Annotated in this window: 19 protein-coding genes; 11 read left to right on the plus strand and 8 right to left on the minus strand. The window is 60.4% G+C overall.

All coding sequences use genetic code 11. The features are described from left to right. Position 1 precedes the first annotated feature (1 nt). Genes EPK99_RS00565 through EPK99_RS00575 form a run of 3 tightly spaced genes read left to right on the plus strand, consistent with a single transcriptional unit; the run spans position 2 to position 2,852 of the window. Positions 2 to 535 carry a TRAP transporter small permease gene (locus EPK99_RS00565; protein WP_128440697.1) on the plus strand — a complete coding sequence of 178 codons (534 nt, stop codon included), beginning with the start codon at positions 2 to 4 and terminating at the stop codon, positions 533 to 535. Next, positions 535 to 1,812 (plus strand): TRAP transporter large permease, encoded by a 1,278-nt coding sequence (locus EPK99_RS00570; RefSeq protein ID WP_128440698.1) that lies wholly within the window; start codon positions 535 to 537, stop codon positions 1,810 to 1,812. The genes EPK99_RS00565 and EPK99_RS00570 overlap by 1 nt, the downstream gene beginning before the upstream one ends. Positions 1,813 to 1,844: 32 nt before the next feature. Then, complete coding sequence (locus tag EPK99_RS00575) at positions 1,845 to 2,852, plus strand: TRAP transporter substrate-binding protein (RefSeq protein ID WP_128440699.1); 1,008 nt, start codon at positions 1,845 to 1,847, stop codon at positions 2,850 to 2,852. 52 nt (positions 2,853 to 2,904) lie between these two features. Here EPK99_RS00575 and EPK99_RS00580 read toward each other — a convergent pair whose 3' ends face one another. Next, a complete protein-coding gene (locus tag EPK99_RS00580; RefSeq protein ID WP_164901655.1) occupies positions 2,905 to 3,822 on the minus strand; it encodes a DMT family transporter in 918 nt (305 codons plus the stop codon). 248 nt (positions 3,823 to 4,070) lie between these two features. After that, entirely contained in the window at positions 4,071 to 5,114 is a 1,044-nt protein-coding gene (locus EPK99_RS00585; RefSeq protein ID WP_128440700.1) for a class I SAM-dependent methyltransferase, read from the minus strand. Positions 5,115 to 5,408: 294 nt separating this feature from the next. On the opposite strand from EPK99_RS00585, the gene EPK99_RS00590 reads away from it, so the two are divergent. From EPK99_RS00590 to EPK99_RS00620, 7 genes are all read left to right on the plus strand, one after another. Continuing rightward, complete coding sequence (locus EPK99_RS00590; RefSeq protein ID WP_128440701.1) at positions 5,409 to 7,430, plus strand: putative bifunctional diguanylate cyclase/phosphodiesterase; 2,022 nt, start codon at positions 5,409 to 5,411, stop codon at positions 7,428 to 7,430. A 173-nt stretch (positions 7,431 to 7,603) separates the two neighbouring features. Next, positions 7,604 to 8,272, plus strand: coding sequence for an amino acid ABC transporter permease (locus EPK99_RS00595; protein ID WP_128440702.1), 669 nt, complete (start codon positions 7,604 to 7,606; stop codon positions 8,270 to 8,272). A gap of 10 nt (positions 8,273 to 8,282) precedes the next feature. Then, complete coding sequence (locus EPK99_RS00600; protein ID WP_128440703.1) at positions 8,283 to 8,945, plus strand: amino acid ABC transporter permease; 663 nt, start codon at positions 8,283 to 8,285, stop codon at positions 8,943 to 8,945. 53 nt (positions 8,946 to 8,998) lie between these two features. Next, positions 8,999 to 9,814, plus strand: a complete 816-nt coding sequence (locus EPK99_RS00605; protein ID WP_128440704.1) for a transporter substrate-binding domain-containing protein — start codon at positions 8,999 to 9,001, stop codon at positions 9,812 to 9,814. Positions 9,815 to 9,841: 27 nt separating this feature from the next. Beyond that, the gene (locus EPK99_RS00610) at positions 9,842 to 10,609 is read left to right on the plus strand and encodes an amino acid ABC transporter ATP-binding protein (protein ID WP_128440705.1); all 768 of its coding nucleotides are present in this window, start codon (positions 9,842 to 9,844) and stop codon (positions 10,607 to 10,609) included. Between the two features lie 27 nt (positions 10,610 to 10,636). Then, entirely contained in the window at positions 10,637 to 11,572 is a 936-nt protein-coding gene (locus EPK99_RS00615; RefSeq protein ID WP_128440706.1) for a 2-hydroxyacid dehydrogenase, read from the plus strand. Between the two features lie 13 nt (positions 11,573 to 11,585). Beyond that, entirely contained in the window at positions 11,586 to 11,939 is a 354-nt protein-coding gene (locus EPK99_RS00620) for an EthD domain-containing protein (protein ID WP_128440707.1), read from the plus strand. Positions 11,940 to 12,168: 229 nt separating this feature from the next. Here EPK99_RS00620 and arsK read toward each other — a convergent pair whose 3' ends face one another. From arsK to putA, 5 genes are all read right to left on the minus strand, one after another. Further along, positions 12,169 to 13,404: an arsenite efflux MFS transporter ArsK gene (gene arsK / locus EPK99_RS00625; protein ID WP_128440708.1), complete on the minus strand. Its 1,236-nt coding sequence runs from the start codon at positions 13,402 to 13,404 to the stop codon at positions 12,169 to 12,171. Then, positions 13,401 to 14,126, minus strand: coding sequence for an arsenical resistance protein ArsH (gene arsH, locus EPK99_RS00630; RefSeq protein ID WP_164901656.1), 726 nt, complete (start codon positions 14,124 to 14,126; stop codon positions 13,401 to 13,403). Before arsH ends, arsK begins: the two co-directional genes overlap by 4 nt. Beyond that, positions 14,101 to 14,529 carry an arsenate reductase (glutaredoxin) gene (gene arsC / locus EPK99_RS00635; RefSeq protein ID WP_128440710.1) on the minus strand — a complete coding sequence of 143 codons (429 nt, stop codon included), beginning with the start codon at positions 14,527 to 14,529 and terminating at the stop codon, positions 14,101 to 14,103. Before arsC ends, arsH begins: the two co-directional genes overlap by 26 nt. Beyond that, a complete protein-coding gene (locus EPK99_RS00640) occupies positions 14,526 to 14,879 on the minus strand; it encodes an ArsR/SmtB family transcription factor (protein ID WP_128440711.1) in 354 nt (117 codons plus the stop codon). Before EPK99_RS00640 ends, arsC begins: the two co-directional genes overlap by 4 nt. A gap of 77 nt (positions 14,880 to 14,956) precedes the next feature. Beyond that, on the minus strand, positions 14,957 to 18,643 hold the full coding sequence (gene putA, locus EPK99_RS00645; RefSeq protein WP_128440712.1) for a trifunctional transcriptional regulator/proline dehydrogenase/L-glutamate gamma-semialdehyde dehydrogenase: 3,687 nt from the start codon (positions 18,641 to 18,643) through the stop codon (positions 14,957 to 14,959). 116 nt (positions 18,644 to 18,759) lie between these two features. On the opposite strand from putA, the gene EPK99_RS00650 reads away from it, so the two are divergent. Further along, positions 18,760 to 19,233 (plus strand): Lrp/AsnC family transcriptional regulator, encoded by a 474-nt coding sequence (locus EPK99_RS00650; RefSeq protein WP_128440713.1) that lies wholly within the window; start codon positions 18,760 to 18,762, stop codon positions 19,231 to 19,233. A 9-nt stretch (positions 19,234 to 19,242) separates the two neighbouring features. On the opposite strand, the gene EPK99_RS00655 is transcribed toward EPK99_RS00650, so the two are convergent. After that, a complete protein-coding gene (locus EPK99_RS00655; RefSeq protein WP_128440714.1) occupies positions 19,243 to 20,526 on the minus strand; it encodes an NAD(P)/FAD-dependent oxidoreductase in 1,284 nt (427 codons plus the stop codon). Positions 20,527 to 20,558 lie beyond the last annotated feature (32 nt).

The following is a 20,558-nucleotide window of genomic DNA, read 5'->3' on the forward strand; positions in this document are numbered from 1 at the left end:
CATGCAAAAAACCATCGATCTATTCTTCAAGGCGCTGGAAGTCCTGCTGATCGTGTTGCTCTCGGTCATGGCAATGATGGTCTTCGCGAATGTCGTGCTGCGCTACGCGTTCAATTCCGGCATGTCGGTTTCCGAGGAGCTTTCGCGCTACTTCTTTGTCTGGCTCACCTTCATCGGGGCAGTCGTGGCCTTTCGCGAACACGGCCATCTCGGCGTCGAAAGCGTGGTAGCGCTTTTTGGCCGGATCGGCCGTCTTATTTGCATGGTTCTTTCGAACGTCATCATCCTCGTGTGCTCGATGATCTTCTTCTGGGGCACCTGGCAGCAGTTCGAGATCAACGCCAGTATGACGGCTCCGGTAACCGGCCTATCGATGATCTGGGTCTACGGCATCGGCCTGTTTACCGGCCTCGGCATGTCTTTGATAGCGCTGGAGCGCCTGTTTAGGTATCTCACCGGCCGGGTCTCGGACCAGGAAATCAGTATATTTGCCGGTGAAAACCTCACCATCGAGCAGATGGCGGAGCGCACCTGATGACCCTTATCGTCTTCATCGTTTCGCTTCTCGGCGCCATGGCGGTCGGTGTCCCCGTCGCCTTCTCGCTGATGTTCTGCGGCGTCGTGCTCATGTGGTACATGGACATGTTCAACACGCAGATCATCGCCCAGAACATGATCGCAGGCGTGGACACATTCACCCTGCTCGCCATTCCCTTCTTCATCCTGGCCGGCGAGCTCATGAACTCCGGCGGTCTGTCACGTCGTATCATCGATTTCGCGATCGCCTGCGTCGGCCATATCCGCGGTGGCCTTGGTATCGTCGCGATCATGGCGGCCATCATCATGGCAAGCATTTCGGGTTCGGCGGCTGCCGATACGGCGGCACTGGCCTCGATCCTCATTCCGATGATGGCAAAGGCAGGCTATAACATTCCCCGCTCGGGCGGCCTGATCGCTGCCGGCGGCATCATCGCCCCCGTCATCCCGCCATCGATGGCCTTCATCGTGTTCGGTGTCGCAGCCAACGTGTCGATCACCCAGCTTTTCCTAGCCGGCATCTTCCCGGGCATCCTGATGGGCCTGTCCCTGATCGTCGCCTGGCTGATCGTCGTGCGCAAGGACAATGTCCAGCCGCTGCCGAAGGTAGCCATGGCCGAGCGGCTTCGCATCACGGGCCGCGCTGCCTGGGCGCTCGGCATGCCGGTCATCATCCTCGGCGGCATCAAGGCCGGCATCATGACGCCGACCGAAGCGGCTGTCGTCGCTGCTGTCTACGCGCTGTTCGTCGGCATGGTTGTCTACCGAGAGCTCACGCCCAGCCAGTTACCGCACGTCATCCTGCGGGCTGCCAAGACCACGTCCGTCATCATGTTCCTGGTGGCGGCTGCGCTCGTATCATCCTGGCTTATTACAGCCGCCAATATTCCTGCCGAAATCGTCGGCTATATCGAGCCGTTGATCGACCGCCCGATGTTGCTGATGTTCGCGATCATGATCCTGGTTCTGATCGTCGGTACGGCGTTGGACCTGACGCCGACCATCCTGATCCTGACGCCGGTCCTGATGCCGATCGTCAAGCAGGCAGGCATCGATCCGGTCTATTTCGGTGTTCTGTTCATTATGAACAACTCGATCGGCCTCATCACGCCACCGGTCGGCGTGGTGCTGAACGTGGTCAGCGGGGTTGCGCGCATACCACTCGGAAAAGTAACCGCCGGGGTGTGGCCCTTCCTCGTCGCAGAAACGCTTGTGCTGTTTCTTCTCGTTCTGTTTCCAGACCTCGTACTCGTGCCAGCACGCTGGCTTCACTAAACCTGTCTCACGCTCATCCATGGGAGGATAAAATGAGAAAACTGCTACTGACCACCACTGCCCTCGCACTCGCCTGCTCGGCAGCCGCTCCGGCCCTAGCCGATTTCAAGGCGCGCAATATCCGCGTCTCCAACGGCATCAATGCCGACCACCCGGTCGGCAACGGCATCAAGGCCATGCAAGCCTGCCTGGACGAAAAATCCGGCGGCAAGATGAAGATCACCGCCTTCTGGGGCGGCGCACTCGGCGGCGACCTTCAGGCGACCCAGGCCTTGCGTTCGGGCGTTCAGGAAGCTGTTGTTACGTCCTCGTCGCCGCTTGTCGGCATCGTGCCCGCGCTCGGCGTGTTCGACCTGCCCTTCCTGTTTTCCAACCCGCAGGAAGCCTACAAGGTGCTGGACGGCAAGTTCGGCGACATGATGAACCAGAAGCTGGAAGCTGCTGGTCTCGTCAATCTCGCCTACTGGGAAAATGGCTTCCGCAACCTGTCGAATTCTGTTCGTCCGGTCACCAAGTGGGAAGACTTCTCGGGGATGAAGGTTCGCGTCATGCAGAACAACATCTTCCTCGACACGTTCCAGAACCTCGGCGCCAACGCGACTCCGATGGCTTTCGGCGAGGTCTTCTCGGCGCTTGAAACCAAGGCGATCGATGCCCAGGAAAACCCCTATGTGACGATCGACACGTCGAAGTTCTTCGAGGTCCAGAAATACGTGACCGAGACGAACCACGCCTATACGCCCTTCCTCCTGCTGTTCTCCAAGGCGATCTTCAACACCTACGCACCGGAAGAACAGGCTGCCCTGCGTGATTGCGCAGTTGTCGGCCGCGATGTCGAACGCCAGGTTATCGGCGACCTCAACAAGACGTCGCTGGAAAAGATCAAGGCGGCAGGCCTTCAGGTGAACACGCTTTCGCCGGAAGAGCAGCAGCGCATCCGCGAGAAGTCCATGGTCGTTTACGAGAAGCACAAGGCCGAGATCGGTCCTGACGTCGTGGACGGCATCCTGGCCGAACTGAAACAGGTTCGGGCCAAGTAAACCACCGGCCGAAACAGGTTGGAAGGCCCGCAGTTGAGTTGCGGGCCTTCTTTCATTCCGGAATCGCGGGCAAGATTCTCTCTCGCTTCTTCAACGTTTGTTCGCGGATGAAGATGAACAACCCCGACGCGACGATCAAGCCCGCGCCGATCATCATGGTCAGCCGCGGCGTGTCGCCGAAGAACAGCCAGCCGAATACCACTGCCCAGAGCAGAAGCGTATATTGCAACGGGGCGACCGTTGCGGCATCCGAAATCTTCAAGGCCCGGTTGACGAGCATGTGTGCCGCCATTGCGACGATGCCGAGCAGGGCGAGAAGCAGGAGGTCGCCCGTCGAGGCGATCGGCGACCAATCGGCAGGCGCGAAGACAAGCCCTGCCAGCCCCGCACCGCCCACCTGGAAGAACACCAGCGTGCTGTCCGGCGTGCCGCGCAGGAAACGCCCGGAAATCAGCATGAAGGCGAAGGCCGCGCTGCCGATGATGGAGATGATCGCCGGCATGGTGAACATGGCGCTCGACGGCTCCAGGGTAACGATGACACCGACAAATCCGATGGCGATTGCCGTCCAGCGCCGCCAGCCGACCTTTTCGCCGAGCAGGAACGGTGAGGAGGCTGCCACATAGATCGGTGCCGCCAGCCAGTAGGTCATGACATCCGCAAGCGGCAGATATGCGACCGCATAATAGAAGCAGAACACCTCGGCCGTGGAGAAAAAGACGCGGGCGAATTGCATCCATGGCCGCTCGACAGACTTCAGGTTCTGCCATCCGGCATGCCAGACGATGGGTGTGAGTATCAACAAGGCAGCAAGGCTGCGCAGCATGACGACCTGTCCGAGGCCATAGCTGGCGACCAGCCATTTGCCCATGGCATCGTTGAGCGCGAACATCAGCATGCCGACAAGCATCAGCAACGGGCCGGTCGTGGAAATAGCGCGCCGGGACGCAGCGAAAGACGGTAAAGACATGAGTTTGATCTCAGACGCTGGATATGTCGGATATACGCCAGCCCCCGGGGAAGGCACGCTGGGCCACCCGCACCCTCTCGATCCATATAGTCGTCATTCTTGCTCCTCCTGATTCCCGCCTTGGTTTATCAGGTCGAAGCCGCAGATACTGCCGAACAAAAGACATTTCGCATCTTTTTGATTGGCCGCCTCTTGCGCAGAACAATGAGGCCTCCGGCAGCTTTTCCGCCGAAGGCCGGTCATTATCCTCAGGAGCGCTTCTTCATCACCCCATAGACGATGTTCCGGTTCTTGCCAAAGAAGACCTTCGACTCGTACTTACCGTTCTCGTCGCAGGCGTGGATGATATTCCACATGTCAGCCTCCGAGCGCAGCAACAGCTGCCAGTTCATGAAGGTCTCGATATAGCCATCGACCAGGATCGGATAGGAATAGTTGGCGAACAGGAAGGTGCCGTTGGGCTTCAGCATCTCCAGGCAACGTTGAGTAAGCTTTATTGCGACCTTGTCGATGAGGTAGTCGTAAAGACCGGACGCGTAGACCAAGTCGAACTTGCCCGGCTGCTGGCGGCCAGTTAGGATCGCCCGGACGGATCCGTCGATCGCTTCCACCGCGGTTCCCTGATAATCCCGCGCGATGGTTCCGATGCTGATCGGGTCCTGGTCGAGAGCGACCCAGCGCTTCAGCCGTTTCTCTTTGAAGGCGGCGGAATATTCCGCCTCGCGCAGGTGCCCGGCGGCGACGCTGAGAACTTCGGTGCCCGGCCCGTTCGCGGCTGCCACCTCGTCCACCTGGGCTGCAAGGATGTCGCGCCGGTCCCAGTTGGCAAGCGATGACGGTGCCGTGCTGGTGTACTCGAACAAGGCACGGCCGAGATCCGTGGCACGCGCCACGTCCTCGGTCACACTCTCATGCCGGTAGATGAAGTCGAGCAACCTCGCATCGCCGGAATAGCCGCGCGGCTTGTCCCATGACCAGCGGGTCAGCGGATCCTGCAGAAAGAACTCTGCAATCGGGTGGCCCTGAATGAAGGGCATCAGTTCCTGCCAGACGCGTGTCGGCAGCCTGCCGCGAATGTCATGAAGCGATCTTGTTACGCGATCGATGGCTCGGGTCGGGTCTTCACCCTTTTCGAACTGCTGCCGGGCAAGCTCCAGCATCAGCGCCAGCTCCCCACGCCCTTCCGCCAGATACTCCTCGAACCGCTCACCTCTATCGGCTTCAAGCTCGCCCGCAATCGCCGCAGGCGTTATAAGGCTGTGACCGTCGAATTCCATCTTCATTTGGGTCATAGGAAATTTCCGTCATATGATGAGACACTTGCAGAAAGACGGCGTCTTGGGCCGCTGCCTTCCCGCAAATTTGAACATAGTCGTAAACTTCTGATTAACCATTAGATTTCTTAGTGCCCTGGGGAAATCAGGATTCTTGGTAAATTTAACCAGATTTAATTGCCGCCCCCCTATTTAGGTGGGATCAGCGCATGGTTCGTGTCGCCCAAAGGATCGGCGCCCGGCAATACGCAGTCAACGTTTGAGGGCATGCAAGCTTGGCGAGCCCCGAACCAAGAGCCGATAGGACAGTGCATGAGGCACACGTTTGCCGAGACGGTGGAGACCGATCTGCAGGAAAAACTGCAGAGGCCGTCAGCGCATCAGCTTCGTCGCCTTTACGAGGCGAATGACGAAGTCGTACGAAAGAACGCGACACGGCAGGGGCTGTGGATCGCGGTGATTGTCTATATTCTGTTTTCTGCAAACGACATTCTGCTCATTCCAGACGTGGCAGTCTACACGATCGCCGCCCGGGTCATGCTCGGCGTACTGGCGCTGACCGTTCTTGAAATCCAGATCACCATGAATGTCGGCATCAAATGGTTGGATGCCACCAGCGCCGTTGCGCTCGTGATGGGTTTTGCCGTGTGGGTACTACCGGCGGTGCATACGGCCCATGCACAGAGCCTTTCCTATTTCATGGTGTTCGGAACCATCTTCATGATGGGCGCCAACCTCTTCTTCAGCTTCCGCTTCCGCTTGTCCGTCCTGGCGTCGAGCGCGGTTCTTCTCACATTTCTCTTTTCTTTCTCAGCGTTCTGGCCGGGAGATATGTATGCGCTCGCCTTCGGCACTTTCTATATCTCCTGTTTCGTCTTCACGACCTATGTGAACTGGAAGCTGAACCGTGAGCGCTACAACGTCTTCCTCAATGCCCATGAAGCGAGGACGCAGCAAAAAGAAGCGGTGCTGCGGGGTGCCGCGTTGCTGCGGATGTCGAGCACCGACTATCTGACCGGTCTCGAAAACCGGCGTGCCGTCGATGAAAGGCTGAAGCAGTATTGGAATAATTGGCAGCAGACTGGCAAGGGTTTTGCCGCGATCCTGGCGGATGTCGATTTCTTCAAGAAGTACAACGATGCTTACGGCCATCAGGAGGGTGATCGCTGCCTGATCGAGGTTGCGACAGCCATCCGGGAAGCGATCGAGCCTTACGAGGGGTCGATCGGGCGCTATGGCGGTGAGGAATTCATTATTCTTTCTCCCATCGACAGCCGCGATGGCGTTGTCGCGCTGGTTGAAACCATCCGTCATACTGTCGAAAAGCTGAACATCGTCCATGAGGAACGGCGCGACGGGACGGCTATCGTCACCGTCAGCGTCGGTGGCGCCTTCACCCGCGAGCAAAGCGGCGCCAAGCTTGAAAAGATCATCCACGAGGCCGACCGCGCACTTTACAGCGCCAAGGCGAGCGGCCGTAATTGCGCCCGCGTCTTCGATCCGGCCGATCCCGAAAGCAGCGACGAAAGCGAGAACATCGCAGCTCTGCTTAAGATCGCTATCAAGCAGGATCTCGTCTCCCTGGTCTACCAGCCGATCAAGGATCTAACCTCGCAGGGATCGGGAACCTCTGTCGAAGCCTTGATGCGTCTCAGGACGCTGGATGGCGCAGCAATTCCGCCCAGCCTCTTCATCCCGATTGCGGAGCGAACGGGGACGATCCTGGAACTTGGACGTTGGGCCATCCGTACCGTCTGTCGGGACCTCCTCGTGGACAATCATGTGGAAACGGCGAGTGTCAACGTATCGCCTATTCAATTGAAGACGCCAGGTTTCGCAGCCAGCGTCGCAGCTATCCTCTACGAGACCGGAATTTCCGGCAAACGGCTTGCCTTCGAAATCACCGAAGGACTTGACATGGAGACCCATTCCGAGATCCTGCGGTGCATCAACGACCTCAAGACGTTAGGCATCAAGATCTGGCTCGACGATTTCGGCACCGGATTTGCGGGCCTGTCATGGCTGAGGCTGATCGACTTCGACAAGGTGAAGATCGACCGCTCTTTCCTGCATGACAGCGATACGCTGCGCGGCAGAACGATGCTGCAGGATATTATCGGGCTTATACGCCATCGCGGCCCCAAGATATTGGTCGAAGGGGTCGAGACAGAAGAGCAATTGCAGCTCTTGCGGGAATTGAAAATCGACGCCGTTCAAGGGTATCACGTCGGTCGCCCAGCCTCCGTCGGAAGCTTTCTGAATGAAACTCGGCAAGCGGCCATGTTCGATATTGCGACCGCAGTTGCCCAACGCAAGCCAAGCCTTCGCGGCTAACCCTGCGGCGAGGCCAAGACCCCGACCGATCACGAACACTGAGAAGAACTAGCCACACTCTCGATCGCTGATGGCCGCTTAGCCTTGACCTTCTGCTGAAAAAGGAATTAGATCGATCCAATTGCTCAGCTGGGGAGGAGACGCCAGTTGTTCAAGCGTTGGGGAGGTCCCAGTTGTACACCGTCAATTTTGCGCCCGTATTTGCGGGCTTCGATCAACTTCTGCTTGGCGCGTGGCTGACGATCCAGCTTTCGGTCGCCGCAATGATCGTCGGCCTGATCGTCTCCATTCTTTGCGCCGCGGGCAAGACTTCCGGCATCGCCCCGCTACGCTGGGTGATTGATGCCTATATCGAGATCATCCGCAACACGCCCTTCCTGGTGCAGATCTTCTTCATCTTCTTCGGCCTTCCCTCTCTTAGTATCCGCCTGACTCCAAACAGTGCAGCCCTGGTGGCGCTTGTGGTCAACTTCGGCGCCTATGGCACCGAGATCATCCGTGCGGGCATCGAGTCCATCCAGAAGGGTCAGTTGGAAGCAGGAACAGCACTTGGCCTCTCCAAGCTGCAGATCTTCCGCTACATCATCATGAAACCGGCCTTGCGAACCGTCTATCCGGCTCTCACCAGCCAGTTCATCTACCTGATGCTGACCTCAAGCGTCGTTTCGGCCATATCCGCCGACGATCTTGCGGCAGCCGGGAACAATCTCCAGTCCCAGACCTTCGCCAGTTTCGAGGTCTATATCGTCATCACCCTCATGTATCTCGTCATGTCGACCGGCTTCTCGGCAATCTTCGCCATAATCGAGAAGGCAGCATTCAAATACCCGCTGAGCCGATAGGAGCAGGATCATGCCGCTTATTCGACCGTTCGGATTGCCCGAGTTCTGGATCATCGTCATGGCGGCGAAGTGGACCGTCGCGCTGTCGGCGATCGCCTTTGCAGGCGGCGGTCTTGGAGGACTTCTCATTGCGCTCGGCCGAGTTTCCGATAGCAAGTGGCTTCGTGGTCTGGCAACCGGCTTCATCCGCCTGTTCCAGGGCACGCCGCTTTTGATGCAGCTCTTCCTGGTGTTCTTCGGTATGAATATCCTGGGTCTGGCGATCAATCCCTGGATCGCCGCCGCCGTCGCACTGACGTTGCACGCCAGCGCCTTCCTTGGGGAAATCTGGCGAGGCTGCATCGAAGCCGTGCCTTCCGGCCAACGGGAAGCGGCGACGGCGCTCGGCCTTCGCTATGTCAACCGCATGCGCTACGTCGTCCTTCCCCAGGCAAGCCGCATCGCGGTGGCGCCGACGGTCGGTTTCCTTGTTCAATTGATCAAAGGCACGTCGCTTGCCGCCATCATTGGCTTCACGGAGCTCACACGGCAGGGTCAGATCATCAATAATGCCACCTTTAGCCCGTTTATGGTGTTCGGCACGGTGGCGGCTGTCTATTTCGTGCTCTGCTGGCCGCTCTCCGTGCTGGCGCGCCGAATGGAATTTCGTTTCTCCCGCGCAACGGAACGTTGACGGACATTCACAGCCGGACGGAGGATGCCGGCGCAACACACAAGGGTAGGATCATGAATATTGGCTCTCACATTTCCCGGCGGATATTAATCGCGGCTGTCGGTGCTGGCATGATCGTCGGCGCGACTGCTTCCACCGGGTCGGCACAGACGGTCGATAGCGTAAAGTCAGCCGGCACGGTAAAAGTCGGCATGCTGGTCGATTTCCCGCCATTCGGCATCATGAACACGTCCAACGAGCCGGACGGTTATGATGCCGATGTGGCAAAGCTGTTGGCCAAGGAATGGGGCGTGAAGGTGCAGATCGTGCCGGTCACCGGGCCCAATCGCATTCCCTACCTGCAGAGCAACCAGGTGGACCTTCTTGTCGCCTCGCTTGGCATTACCGAGGAGCGTGCAAAGAGCGTCGATTTCTCCCAGCCCTATGCCGGCATTTCCATCGGCGTCTTCGGCGCCACCGCCACCAAGGTTGCCAAGCCGGAGGACCTGTCCGGCAAAACAGTTGGCGTAGCACGCGCTTCCACGCAGGATACGGCCGTCACCAAGGTTGCGCCCAAGGATGCCAAGATCCAGCGCTTCGATGACGACGCCAGTGCCGTCCAGGCCCTCTTGTCGGGCCAGGTCGAGTTGATCGGCGTATCCAATGTCGTGGCTGCCCAGATCGAAAAGGCTGCGCCGGGCCGCTTCGACCAGAAGCTGCAGCTCAGCCAGCAGGTTCAGGGGATAGTGGTACGCAAGGGCTCTACCGAGCTGTTGACGGCTGTCAACGCCTTCATCGACAAGGTCAAGGCCGATGGCGAGCTGAACAAGATCCATGAGAAGTGGCTCGGCGCGCCGCTTCCGGATTTTGTCGCCGCGGCTAAGAAGTAAGAACGGCTCGGGAAAGGGAGATCTCGCATGACTGGAATAGCAGCGGCCGACATTACGGGATCTTCCGACCTGGCAGTGCAGATGGAAGGCGTCAACAAATGGTACGGCGCCTTTCACGCCCTGAAGAATATCGAGCTTTCGGTGCGCCGTGGCGAGCGGATCGTCATCTGCGGACCGTCCGGCTCGGGCAAGTCCACGTTGATCCGCTGCATCAACCAGTTGGAGACGATCCGGGATGGCCGCATCGTCGTTGATGGTCATGACCTGACTGCCGGCGGCAAGAATGTCGATCTGGTGCGGCAGGAGACCGGCATGGTCTTCCAGCAGTTCAACCTCTTCCCCCACATGACGGTGCTGGAAAACTGCACGCTCGCGCCGATGAAAGTGCGTGGGATCGCGCGGGTGGAGGCGGAAAAGACGGCCCGCGCCTTCCTGGAGCGAGTTCGAATTCCCGAACAGGCTGAGAAATATCCGGCACAGCTTTCCGGCGGACAGCAGCAGCGCGTCGCCATTGCCCGCGCTCTCTGCATGAACCCCAAGATCATGCTGTTCGACGAGCCGACCTCGGCGCTCGACCCGGAAATGGTCAAGGAGGTGTTGGACACGATGATCGATCTCGCCAAAGAGGGCATGACCATGCTCTGCGTGACGCACGAGATGGGCTTTGCCCGACAGGTGGCGGACCGCGTCATCTTCATGGACCGCGGCGAGATCCTCGAAATGGATACGCCGGACGCCTTCTTCGGCAATCCTAAGAACGAGCGACTGAAGACCTTCCTTGGCCAGATCTCCTGATCGGCTGTTTCAGATGGAATTTTAAAGATGAAGCCAGAGATCCTGTTGGTCGAACCGATCATGAAGCCTTTCGACGAAAGGCTCGAAGCCGATTATGCGGTGCATCGCTTGTATGAGCCAGCGGAGAAAGCCAAGATCGACGCGGCGCTGCCCAATATTCGCGGCGTCGTCACCGGAGGCGGCAATGGCCTCTCCAACGAGTGGATCGAGAAACTTCCGAACCTCCGCGTCATTTCCGTCAACGGGGTTGGCACGGACCGGATCGATCTTGCCTTTGCCCGCAGCCGCAATATCGACGTGGCAATCACGGCGGGCGTGCTTACCGACGACGTCGCCGATCTCGGCATCAGCCTGATGCTGGCCTCACTTCGCCATGTCGCCAAGGGCGACGCCTTCGTGCGCAAGGGCCTCTGGGGCAAAGACCCCTTCCCGCTCGGCACCAGCCCGAAGGGCAAGAAGCTCGGCATCCTGGGTCTTGGCCAAATCGGGCGCGCCTTCGGTCAACGTGCAGAAGCCTTCGGTATGTCGGTGCGCTACTGGAACCGCTCGCCTGTCAAGGACACGAACTGGACATCCTGCGAATCGCCATTAGCGCTCGCGCAGGACAGCGACGTGCTTTGCGTGATCATCGCGGCAACAGCGGAAACGAAGAACATCGTCAATGCCGAGATCCTGAAGGCGCTCGGTCCCAAGGGGATCATCATCAACATCGCCCGCGGGACAGTGATCGACGAGGATGCCCTGCTTGCGGCCCTCAATGACGGCACGATCGGAGGCGCCGGCCTCGACGTGTTTGTCGGCGAGCCCAACATCCGCAAAGAGTTCTTCACCGCGCCGAACACGGTTCTGATGCCGCACCAGGGCAGCGCGACATTGGAGACACGAATGGCCATGGGCGAACTCGTCCTGTCCAACCTGGCGGCCCATTTTGCCGGCCGGACACCTCCCACCACCGTCAACTGATCTGGGGCGCGACATGATCATCCGACAGGCCTTCTTCGAGGGCACGATTCACGCAGGCAAGGAAGCGGCATTCCGCGGTTACGTCGCCGAGACGCTGATGCCGATGTGGCTCGCCTTACCTGGCATTCGCGAAGTGCGCGTGCTCTACAACATCGAGCGTGACGATGGGGCACCGACATATCCCATGGTGCTTTCCACCATGTTTGACAGCCGTGAGGCACTGGCCGAAGCGTTGGAGTCCCCCGTCCGCTACGAGAGCCGCGAGGCAACCAAGGGCTTGCTCGCCATGTTTGATGGCCACATCCACCACCACGTCTTCGACCTGGCCCAGGACCAATCGACCTTCAGGATTTGGGGCGTGGTATGAGGGGAAATCGTTCAGTTCTAGGAGCGAAACCGAAGGTGGATCCTATTTCCATCGAGGGTTCGCGACGCGGAAATGGGCGATTTTCACCATATCCCTTTGGGACGCGGCGGATTTTGTCCCTGAAGACGTCGGAAAGTCCTTGTGGAGGAAAGGCTCCACTGCAGCCTTCCCTCCTGTTCAGAAACAAAATCAGCTCGCGCCACGCCCGAAACCTGAATGTCGATTGGTCCTAGACGTGACCGGCGGGAGTGCTACCGGCGATCCGCCCGCTCGCAAGATCATGTCGGCGCACTACGGCCGCAATTGCCAGGAAAGCGCCGCAGCCCGCGACGCCCAATAGCACGATCACCGTCAGGGACGACGTGATGCCGATGCGCTCCATCGACAGGGCAAGCGCGAACGGGGCAACTGCCGAGACGATCAGGCGCGCTGCCATCAGCTTGCCTTGGAGGCTGCCATAGCCCTCACTGCCGAACAGGGTCAGCGGCAGCGTCCCGGCCACGATGCTGAAAAGCCCGTTGCCCATGCCGAAGATGACAGCGAAGGCCGTAGCGCCGGCAATCGACGGCGCCGTTGCCGCCAGGATGGCCGCACCCCCCGGTATCAGCACAGCCGATATGACCGCGAGATGGAGCGGTGCAAGATTTCGCCCAAAGAACATGTTGGCGAGCCGGCTCAACACCTGCGACGGCCCGAACAACGTGCCGACCAAGGCCGCACTTGCGCCAAGCCCCAGGCCCGCCAAGAGCGGCACCATGTGAACCAGCACCGCCGCGCTTACCAGCGACTGAAGGCAGAAGCCGACGACCATCAGGCCGAAGCCAAGACGGCGTAGATCCGGATGCAGGCGCCCCGGCACAGGGGTCGCGGCGGCGGAGGCAGAGGCTGCCCGCTTTCTTGTCCCCCTAAACGACAACCAGGTGTGCAAAGGCAGGCAGACCAGAAGGTTCAGTACCGCGAAGCCGAGATAGACCTGCTGCCAGGTCAAATGCGCGTGAAGCGCGCTGGTGATGGGCCAGAAGATTGTCGATGCAAAGCCGGCAATCAGGGTGAGATAGGTGATGCTGCGCTGTGCGACCTGCGGCCCGATCTGCACCAGGAGTGCAAAAGCTGCTCCGTATTGCACGAGATTGGCCGCGGTCTCGATGAGCACAAGCGCCAATACAAAGCCCACTCCTCCTGGTGCGAACGCGCAGGCCACCAACGCCACAGAGGCGACGGCGGAACCCAGCATCATGATGCGGCCGGCGCCAATACGGTCGAACCACTTGCCCAGCCATGGCGCTGTCAGTCCACCGACCAGAAGCGCCACCGAAAATGCCGCGAACACCCATTCCGTCGGCCAGGAGAGTGATGAGGCCATATCCGGCGCAAGGATACCGAAGCTGTAATAAAGAGTGCCGTAGCCGATGATCTGCGTGACGCCAAGGGCAAGGATGGCGGTAAGCGGCAGCCGTTCGGTCATATTGATTTGAGGCTCGCGCGTTGCTCCAGCTTTTCCGCGTCTTCCTTCCGTTCGCTATAGCGGTCTGTCAGGTAGTTGGAGGCGTCTCGGGTCAGCAGTGTGAACTTCGCCAGCTCCTCGCAGACGTCGACGACGCGGTCGTAGTAGGCTGACGGCTTCATGCGGCCGTCCGCGTTGAACTCCTGAAACGCCTTGGCGACTGAGGACTGGTTGGGGATGGTGATCATTCGCATCCAGCGGCCGAGAATCCGCAACTGGCCAATCGCATTGAATGATTGCGACCCGCCCGACACCTGCATCACCGCCAGCGTCTTGCCCTGGGTCGGCCGTACCGAGCCCACCGCAAGCGGGATCCAGTCGATCTGCGCCTTCATGATGCCTGTCATCGCACCGTGGCGCTCCGGCGACACCCAGACTTGGCCTTCCGACCAGGCCGAGAGGTCGCGCAGTTCCTGCACCTTGGGATGTGTCGCAGGTTCAGCATCGGGCAGCGGCAGGCCGGTGGGGTCGAAGATCTTCACCTCGCACCCGAAATGCTCCAGTAGCCGGCCGGCTTCGTGAGCAAGCAGCCGGCTGTAGGAGACGGCTCTCAGCGAGCCATAAAGGATCAGGATACGCGGCTTGTGCGTCGAGAATGGCGGACGCAGCGCGTCCAGGTCCGGTTGGTTCATATGTGCAAGTGATGCGGCAGGCAAATCAGACAATGCGCTTGCCCTCCGCATCGAGAACCTGTTCGCCGTCTTCCTTGGCGAACGCCCCCTTATGAGTCTCCGGCAGGATATCGAGCACGACTTCGGACGGTCGTGACAGCCGTGTACCCATAGGTGTGACCACGAACGGGCGGTTGATCAGGATCGGATCTTTGAGCATCGCGTCGAGCAGCTGATCGTCGGTGAGATCCAGGTTGTCGAGGCCCAGTTCCAAATAGGGCGTACCCTTCTCGCGGATCGCCTGGCGCACCGTCAGGCCCGCGTCCGAGATCATCCTGACCAGCTCTTCCCGGCTGGGCGGGTCCTTGAGGTACTCGATCACGATGGGCTCGATGCCGGCATTGCGGATCATTTCCAGCGTGTTGCGGGAGGTGCCGCAGTCGGGGTTATGGTAGATGGTGACGTCCATAATCACGCCTTTTTCTCGACAGGTGACGGTGAGTGGCAAGCGACTGCTGCCGCCGGTGTGCAGATGTGGGGATTCCCGGCGCAGCAATCTTCCGTCAGGAAGCGGATCAATCCAGCCAAGGCATCGTAGTTGGCGGTGTAGATGATTGAACGCGATTCGCGCTGCTGACCAATCAGGCCAGAACGGTCCAGCTCCTTAAGGTGGAAAGACATCGTGGAAGGGGAGACGCCAAGCTTTTCGGCAATCGCTCCGGCAGCCATGCCCTCAGGGCCTGCCACTACAAGGGTGCGGACGATCTGCAGCCGGGTTTCCTGCGAAAGCGCTGCAAAGGAGGACAAAGCCTGACGTTCATCCATATTTCCATAATCCTTGAATTATAGAAATATATAATCGCAACTCGGTCTGTCTGGCAAGACCGCTTATTCAGGGGAGATCAGCCGATTGCCATCAGGCTGGCATTGCCGCCCGCCGCCGCCGTGTTGATCGAGGTCGAGACCTCCTCCAGCAGCCAGGCTAGGCAGTAGGCGCCAGGATCATCTCGCAGCGCGGCACTTGAAGCCGCCTGGGTCAGGACAAGCGGTCCCGGCAGCGAGGCAATCCGCTGCATGACGGATAGCAGCGTGTCACCCTCCCCTTCCAGAAGAGCACCTGAATAGGGTGCAGTTTCCGCCCAATCGTCGGTCCAGCTTATCTGATTCACGACGGTTGCCGGCAGGCCGGCAAATTTCTCACGCAACCCCGATGCACTATCGATGACGGCGCTGTTGCCGGTAGACAGCACCGCTCCGAGCTGAGCGATCAGTCCCTCTTTCGTCTGCGGCACCAGCAGGATGCGCCCGCGCGGGTGGAGGGCGTAGAGGTTCTTCTCTCCGACCGGCCCCTGCAGTTCGAGATTGAGCCCGAGTGCCGAGCTGCTGCCGAATTCCCGCACACGCTCGGCCGCATCCGGTTCGCCGCGCTCGCGCAGCCAGGTCGAGAAATCGACGGCAGCGGGATGCAGATAGACGGAACTGTGCTGCGGCGGCACCGGCGGCGTCTGCACCAGCCGCCCGATATAGAGCGGACCGCCTGCTTTCGGCCCCGTACCGGACAGACCACGACCACCGAACGGTTGCACCCCCACCACCGCACCGATAACATTGCGGTTGACATAGATATTGCCGGCCCGGACGCGGTTCGTCACATGCGCCACCGTCTCATCCAGGCGGGTGTGCAGTCCGAAAGTGAGGCCGTATCCGGTGGCGTTGATGTCGTCGATCAGCCGGTCCAGTCCCTCGCGCTTGTAGCGGATGACATGCAGGACCGGGCCGAAGACTTCCCGCTCCAGATCCTTCAGCGAGTTCAGCTCCACGATCGTCGGCGCCACGAAAGTGCCGGCAGATGCTTCGGCCGGAAGCGAAACCTGCTCGACCTTGCGCCCCAGCGCGCGCATCTTGCCGATATGGCTGTTGATGTTCTCCCGAGCTTCCGCCGTGATGACCGGGCCGATATCCACCGCGAGGCTATCCGTGCGACCGATCTGCAATTCCGCCAGCGCGCCCTTCAGCATGGAGAGCGTCCGCTCAGCGATATCCTCCTGCAGGCAGAGCACCCGCAAGGCGGAGCAACGCTGCCCCGCACTATCGAAGGCGGAGGCGATCACATCGCCCACCACCTGTTCGGCGAGTGCCGAGGAATCGACGATCATGGCGTTCTGGCCGCCGGTTTCCGCAATTAGCGGGATCGGCTTGCCGGAGACGGAGAGCCGCCCGGAAAGCTCCTTCTGGATCAGACGCGCCACGTCCGTGGAGCCGGTAAACATGACGCCCGCCGTTTCGGGAGCGGCAACCAAGGCGGCGCCCACACGGCCGTCCCCAGGCAAGAACTGAAGCGCGCCCGCCGGCACACCAGCTTCATGGAGAATTGCCACGGCCTGGGCAGCGATCAGCGGCGTTTCCTCGGCAGGCTTGGCCAGAACGGGATTGCCTGCCACCAGCGCTGCCGCGATTTGGCCCGTGAAGATCGCCAGTGGGAAGTTCCACGGGCTGATGCAGACGACCGGGCCAAGCGGCTTGTGGCCCACACCCAGCGTGCGGCGCGCCTGCTCCGCGTAATAACGGAGAAAATCCACCGCCTCGCGCACTTCGGCGATCGCGTTCGAGAGCGATTTCCCGGCTTCGCGCATGGCAAGGCCGAGCAGCATCTGCATGCGGTCTTCCATGAGGGCTGCCGCGCGTTCCAGGTAGGCAGCCCGCTCCGCAGATGGCGTCGCCGCCCATTGCGCCTGCGCCGCAATCGCAAGCCGTACCGCCCTGGCCGCATCCTCGACCGAGGTTTCGGTCACCTGCCCGACGATATCCCCATGGTCGGCGGGATTGAGCACTGGCCGTGTTTCACCATTGCCCGTTCCATCCGCCAGTAGCGGCTGCGCCGTACGCAGGATACCCGCCTCGATCCGCAGCGCCTGCGAGATCTCTGCCAGCAGCGTCTCGTTCGACAGGTCGAGACCGAGCGAATTCGTGCGGCCTTTACCATAGAGATCAGCCGGCAGGGCGATCTGCTCATGCTTGGCGCCGGGCACCGCCATCGACTTCACCACCGTGACCGGATCAGCGATGAGCTCATCGACCGAAACGTTGGGATCGGCAATGCGATGGACGAAGGAGGAGTTGGCGCCGTTTTCCAGAAGCCGTCGCACCAGATATGCGAGCAGCGTCTCGTGTGTGCCAACCGGCGCGTAGATGCGGCAGGGCCGGTCGAGCTTGCCGTGCCCGACCACCTCGTCATAAAGCGGCTCGCCCATGCCGTGCAGGCACTGGAACTCGTACTTGCCGACTTTGAACTCCGGTCCGGCAAGATGGTAGATCGCCGACAACGTCTGGGCGTTGTGGGTGGCAAATTGCGGGAAAACCACATCGGTTGCCGCCAGCAGTTTGCGCGCGCAGGCGATGTAGGAGACGTCGGTGTGGACCTTGCGGGTGAAGACCGGAAAATCCGCCTGGCCGTCAAGCTGGGCGCGTTTGATCTCGGCATCCCAATAGGCACCCTTGACGAGGCGCACCATGATACGCCGGTTGGAGCGGCGGGCGAGATCGATAATGTAGTCCAGCACGAAGGGGCAGCGCTTGCCATAGGCCTGCACCACGAAGCCGATGCCGTCCCAGCCGCCAAGATCCGGATCAATGCAGAGATCCTCCAGAAGGTCGAGCGAGAGTTCCAGCCGATCGGCTTCCTCGGCATCTATGTTGAGACCGATATCGTAGGACTTGGCGATCGCGGCGAGCGCTTTTACGCGCGGCAGAAGCTCCCGCATCACCCGCTCGGCCTGTGAACGGCTGTAGCGCGGATGCAGCGCCGAAAGCTTGATCGAAATGCCCGGCCCTTCGTAGATGCCACGGCCGGCAGAAGCCTTGCCGATCGCATGGATAGCGGTCTCGTAGTCGCGGAAATAGCGGTCGGCATCGGCCGCAGTCGTCGCTGCTTCGCCCAGCATGTCGTAGGAATAGCGGAAGCCACGGGCCTCCAGTTCGCGCGAGCGGCGCAACGCCTCATCGATCGTTTCGCCGGTGACGAACTGCTCGCCCATCATCCGCATTGCCATGTCCACACCGCGGCGGATGACCGGCTCGCCGCAGCGTGCAATAAGACGGGTCAAGGCCGCGGTCAGGCTGCGGTCATTGACAGTCGAGGTCAACTTACCCGTCACCACCAAGCCCCAGGTAGCCGCGTTGACGAACAAAGAGCGACCTTCGCCGACATGCGACTTCCAGTTGCCGTCGGCGATCTTGTCGCGGATCAGCGCATCGCGGGTAGCCGTATCGGGAATGCGCAGCAGAGCCTCCGCCAGGCACATCAGCGCGACGCCTTCCTGGCTCGACAGCGAATATTCCTGCACCAGGCCTTCGACGCCGGAACCCTTATGCTTGGCCCGCAGGGCCAGGATCAGCTTGCGCGCAGTTTCCCGCGCTCCTGCCGCCATGTCGGCGGGAAGCGTTGCACCGCCGAGCAGTTGAGTCAGACATTCCGGCTCCGGCTGCCGGTATGCAGCGGTGATCGCCTGGCGCAGAGGCGACTGATCGCGGATGGGTGGAGCGAAGTCTGCGAAGACGGAAGACGGGCCGGGCTGAGAGAGAGTGTCCATGAGATCCACCGATAGCTTAATATCGCGCCATAATATCCTTGCACGGCTAGGCATTCTCACTAAAAATATCCGCTGTGATTTATATTTCACTATTATAATGGCTTGGAGCGAGAGAAATGGCAGACACTGGCTCAGCGGATGGTGAAATCGACCATATCGACAGAAAGATCCTCGATCTGCTCGTGGATAATGCCCGCATATCCGTGACCGAGATTTCCGCCAGGGTCGGGCTCTCCAAGACCCCCTGCGCGCTTCGGCTGCAACGCCTGATCAGCGATGGTTATATCGAAGGCTTCACGGCCATCCTCAGCACCAAGAAGCTCGGGCTGGATCACGTCGCTTTTGCCGAGGTGAAACTCTCCGATACCAAGGAAAAGGCGCTGAACGCCTTCAACACGGCGGTGCGCAAGATCAAGGAGGTCGAGGAGTGCCACATGATCGCCGGGCGCTTCGATTACCTCCTGAAGATCCGCACATCGGATATCCGCAAATACCGGGAAGTGCTGGGCGAGAAAATTTCGGCCTTGCCGAACGTGGCCAGCACATCCACCTCGGTTGCCATGGAAGCGATCAAGGAAAGCGGAAGATAGATCGGCGCTTCAGCGCTCGAAGGCGTCGAGCATCCGATACCAGGCGATTGTTGCAGCGATGCCGACCTGGCGAAACTGGTGGAAAGGAATTGGCACGAGCGCGGTGACGGGAAAAGGCAGGACGTCGCGGTTGCCGCTGGCGATGTAGTCGGCGAGCCGTTGCCCCATCGCCGTCATCATGCCGACGCCGCGTCCCTGGCAACCGACGACAGTCATCAGACCCGGTTCGGGCTCGTGAATATGCGGCAGATGATCGGGCGTCATGGCGACGCGGCCGAACCAGCGTCGATCGATGGCTATCCCGTCCAGTTGCGGATAGAGCCGCGCCATCGCCCGCTGCAGATGTCGCCAGTCCTCTTTGCTCCTCGGCAAGGCCATCCGGCCGCGGCCACCGAGCACCAGCCGCCCGTCTGCTGTCTTGCGGTAATAGACGAGGATGCGGCGCGAATCCGAGACTGCCTGCTGCTGCGGCAGTATGGCCTCCTGAAGTGATGCGGGCAGCGGCGCGGTGGCGATCTGAAACGAATGCAGCGGCACCAACGTTCGCGCCAGGCCGGGCAGCAACCCGTCCGAATAGGCATTGGTCGCCAGCACGGTGAAGCGCGCGTTCACGGCCTCGCCTCTGTCGGTTTCTACCGACCAGATACCGTCTGCGCGCCGCGCGGATTTTGCGCGTACTTGCTCCGAGATTTCGACACCGGCGGCCTGCGCGATGCGCGCCAGTTCGGTGACGAAGCTCAAGGGATCGATGATCCCCGCCCGTCGGTCGAGCCAACCGCCGAGATAGCCGCGCGCACCGGTGAGCCCTGCGATACGATCCACCGAGAGGATTTCGACATCGGCGCCGCGGCTCTGCCAGGCACGGTCGCGCACTTGGATCGCGGTCAGTGCGGCCTTCGTGTGGGCCGCCTGGATCCAGCCGTTGCGAACATGCGAAACGTCCAGACCTTCTTGGGCAATGAGATCGAAGACAGCATCCGCCGTCGAAGCGCCGAACGTGATCATCGCTTCGCCACGCCGCTCGCCGAATTTCTGCAGCAGCCAGTCCGGATCGTATTTCAAGCCGGGGATCACCTGCCCACCGTTCAGGCCGGATGCCCCCTCCCCGACCGTTCCGGCGTCAAGCACCCGCACAGACAATCCGCGCCTTGCCGCGTGCAGCGCCGTCGACAGGCCCATGAAGCCCGCACCGACCACCAGCACGTCCACGGATTTGCGCGGCACGGATATAACGTCCGCTTGCCATCGCGGGCTGCGCTTCCAGATCGGCTGGCGGAAAGCGGCGGACGGCATGTGGCATTCTCCCTTGCTTTGCGATCAAGCAC

It is taken from the genome of Neorhizobium lilium, assembly GCF_004053875.1.
Taxonomy (GTDB): Bacteria; Pseudomonadota; Alphaproteobacteria; order Rhizobiales; family Rhizobiaceae; genus Neorhizobium; species Neorhizobium lilii.

What these genes read in the sequence shown, in the direction of transcription:
- EPK99_RS00565 (WP_128440697.1), top strand. Translation starts at nt 2, where the DNA reads ATGCAAAAAACCATCGATCTATTCTTCAAGGCGCTGGAAGTCCTGCTG.
- EPK99_RS00570 (WP_128440698.1), top strand. Translation starts at nt 535, where the DNA reads ATGACCCTTATCGTCTTCATCGTTTCGCTTCTCGGCGCCATGGCGGTC.
- EPK99_RS00575 (WP_128440699.1), top strand. Translation starts at nt 1,845, where the DNA reads ATGAGAAAACTGCTACTGACCACCACTGCCCTCGCACTCGCCTGCTCG.
- EPK99_RS00580 (WP_164901655.1), bottom strand. Translation starts at nt 3,822, where the DNA reads ATGTCTTTACCGTCTTTCGCTGCGTCCCGGCGCGCTATTTCCACGACC.
- EPK99_RS00585 (WP_128440700.1), bottom strand. Translation starts at nt 5,114, where the DNA reads ATGACCCAAATGAAGATGGAATTCGACGGTCACAGCCTTATAACGCCT.
- EPK99_RS00590 (WP_128440701.1), top strand. Translation starts at nt 5,409, where the DNA reads ATGAGGCACACGTTTGCCGAGACGGTGGAGACCGATCTGCAGGAAAAA.
- EPK99_RS00600 (WP_128440703.1), top strand. Translation starts at nt 8,283, where the DNA reads ATGCCGCTTATTCGACCGTTCGGATTGCCCGAGTTCTGGATCATCGTC.
- EPK99_RS00605 (WP_128440704.1), top strand. Translation starts at nt 8,999, where the DNA reads ATGAATATTGGCTCTCACATTTCCCGGCGGATATTAATCGCGGCTGTC.
- EPK99_RS00610 (WP_128440705.1), top strand. Translation starts at nt 9,842, where the DNA reads ATGACTGGAATAGCAGCGGCCGACATTACGGGATCTTCCGACCTGGCA.
- EPK99_RS00615 (WP_128440706.1), top strand. Translation starts at nt 10,637, where the DNA reads ATGAAGCCAGAGATCCTGTTGGTCGAACCGATCATGAAGCCTTTCGAC.
- EPK99_RS00620 (WP_128440707.1), top strand. Translation starts at nt 11,586, where the DNA reads ATGATCATCCGACAGGCCTTCTTCGAGGGCACGATTCACGCAGGCAAG.
- arsK (WP_128440708.1), bottom strand. Translation starts at nt 13,404, where the DNA reads ATGACCGAACGGCTGCCGCTTACCGCCATCCTTGCCCTTGGCGTCACG.
- arsH (WP_164901656.1), bottom strand. Translation starts at nt 14,126, where the DNA reads ATGCGGAGGGCAAGCGCATTGTCTGATTTGCCTGCCGCATCACTTGCA.
- EPK99_RS00640 (WP_128440711.1), bottom strand. Translation starts at nt 14,879, where the DNA reads ATGGATGAACGTCAGGCTTTGTCCTCCTTTGCAGCGCTTTCGCAGGAA.
- putA (WP_128440712.1), bottom strand. Translation starts at nt 18,643, where the DNA reads ATGGACACTCTCTCTCAGCCCGGCCCGTCTTCCGTCTTCGCAGACTTC.
- EPK99_RS00650 (WP_128440713.1), top strand. Translation starts at nt 18,760, where the DNA reads ATGGCAGACACTGGCTCAGCGGATGGTGAAATCGACCATATCGACAGA.
- EPK99_RS00655 (WP_128440714.1), bottom strand. Translation starts at nt 20,526, where the DNA reads ATGCCGTCCGCCGCTTTCCGCCAGCCGATCTGGAAGCGCAGCCCGCGA.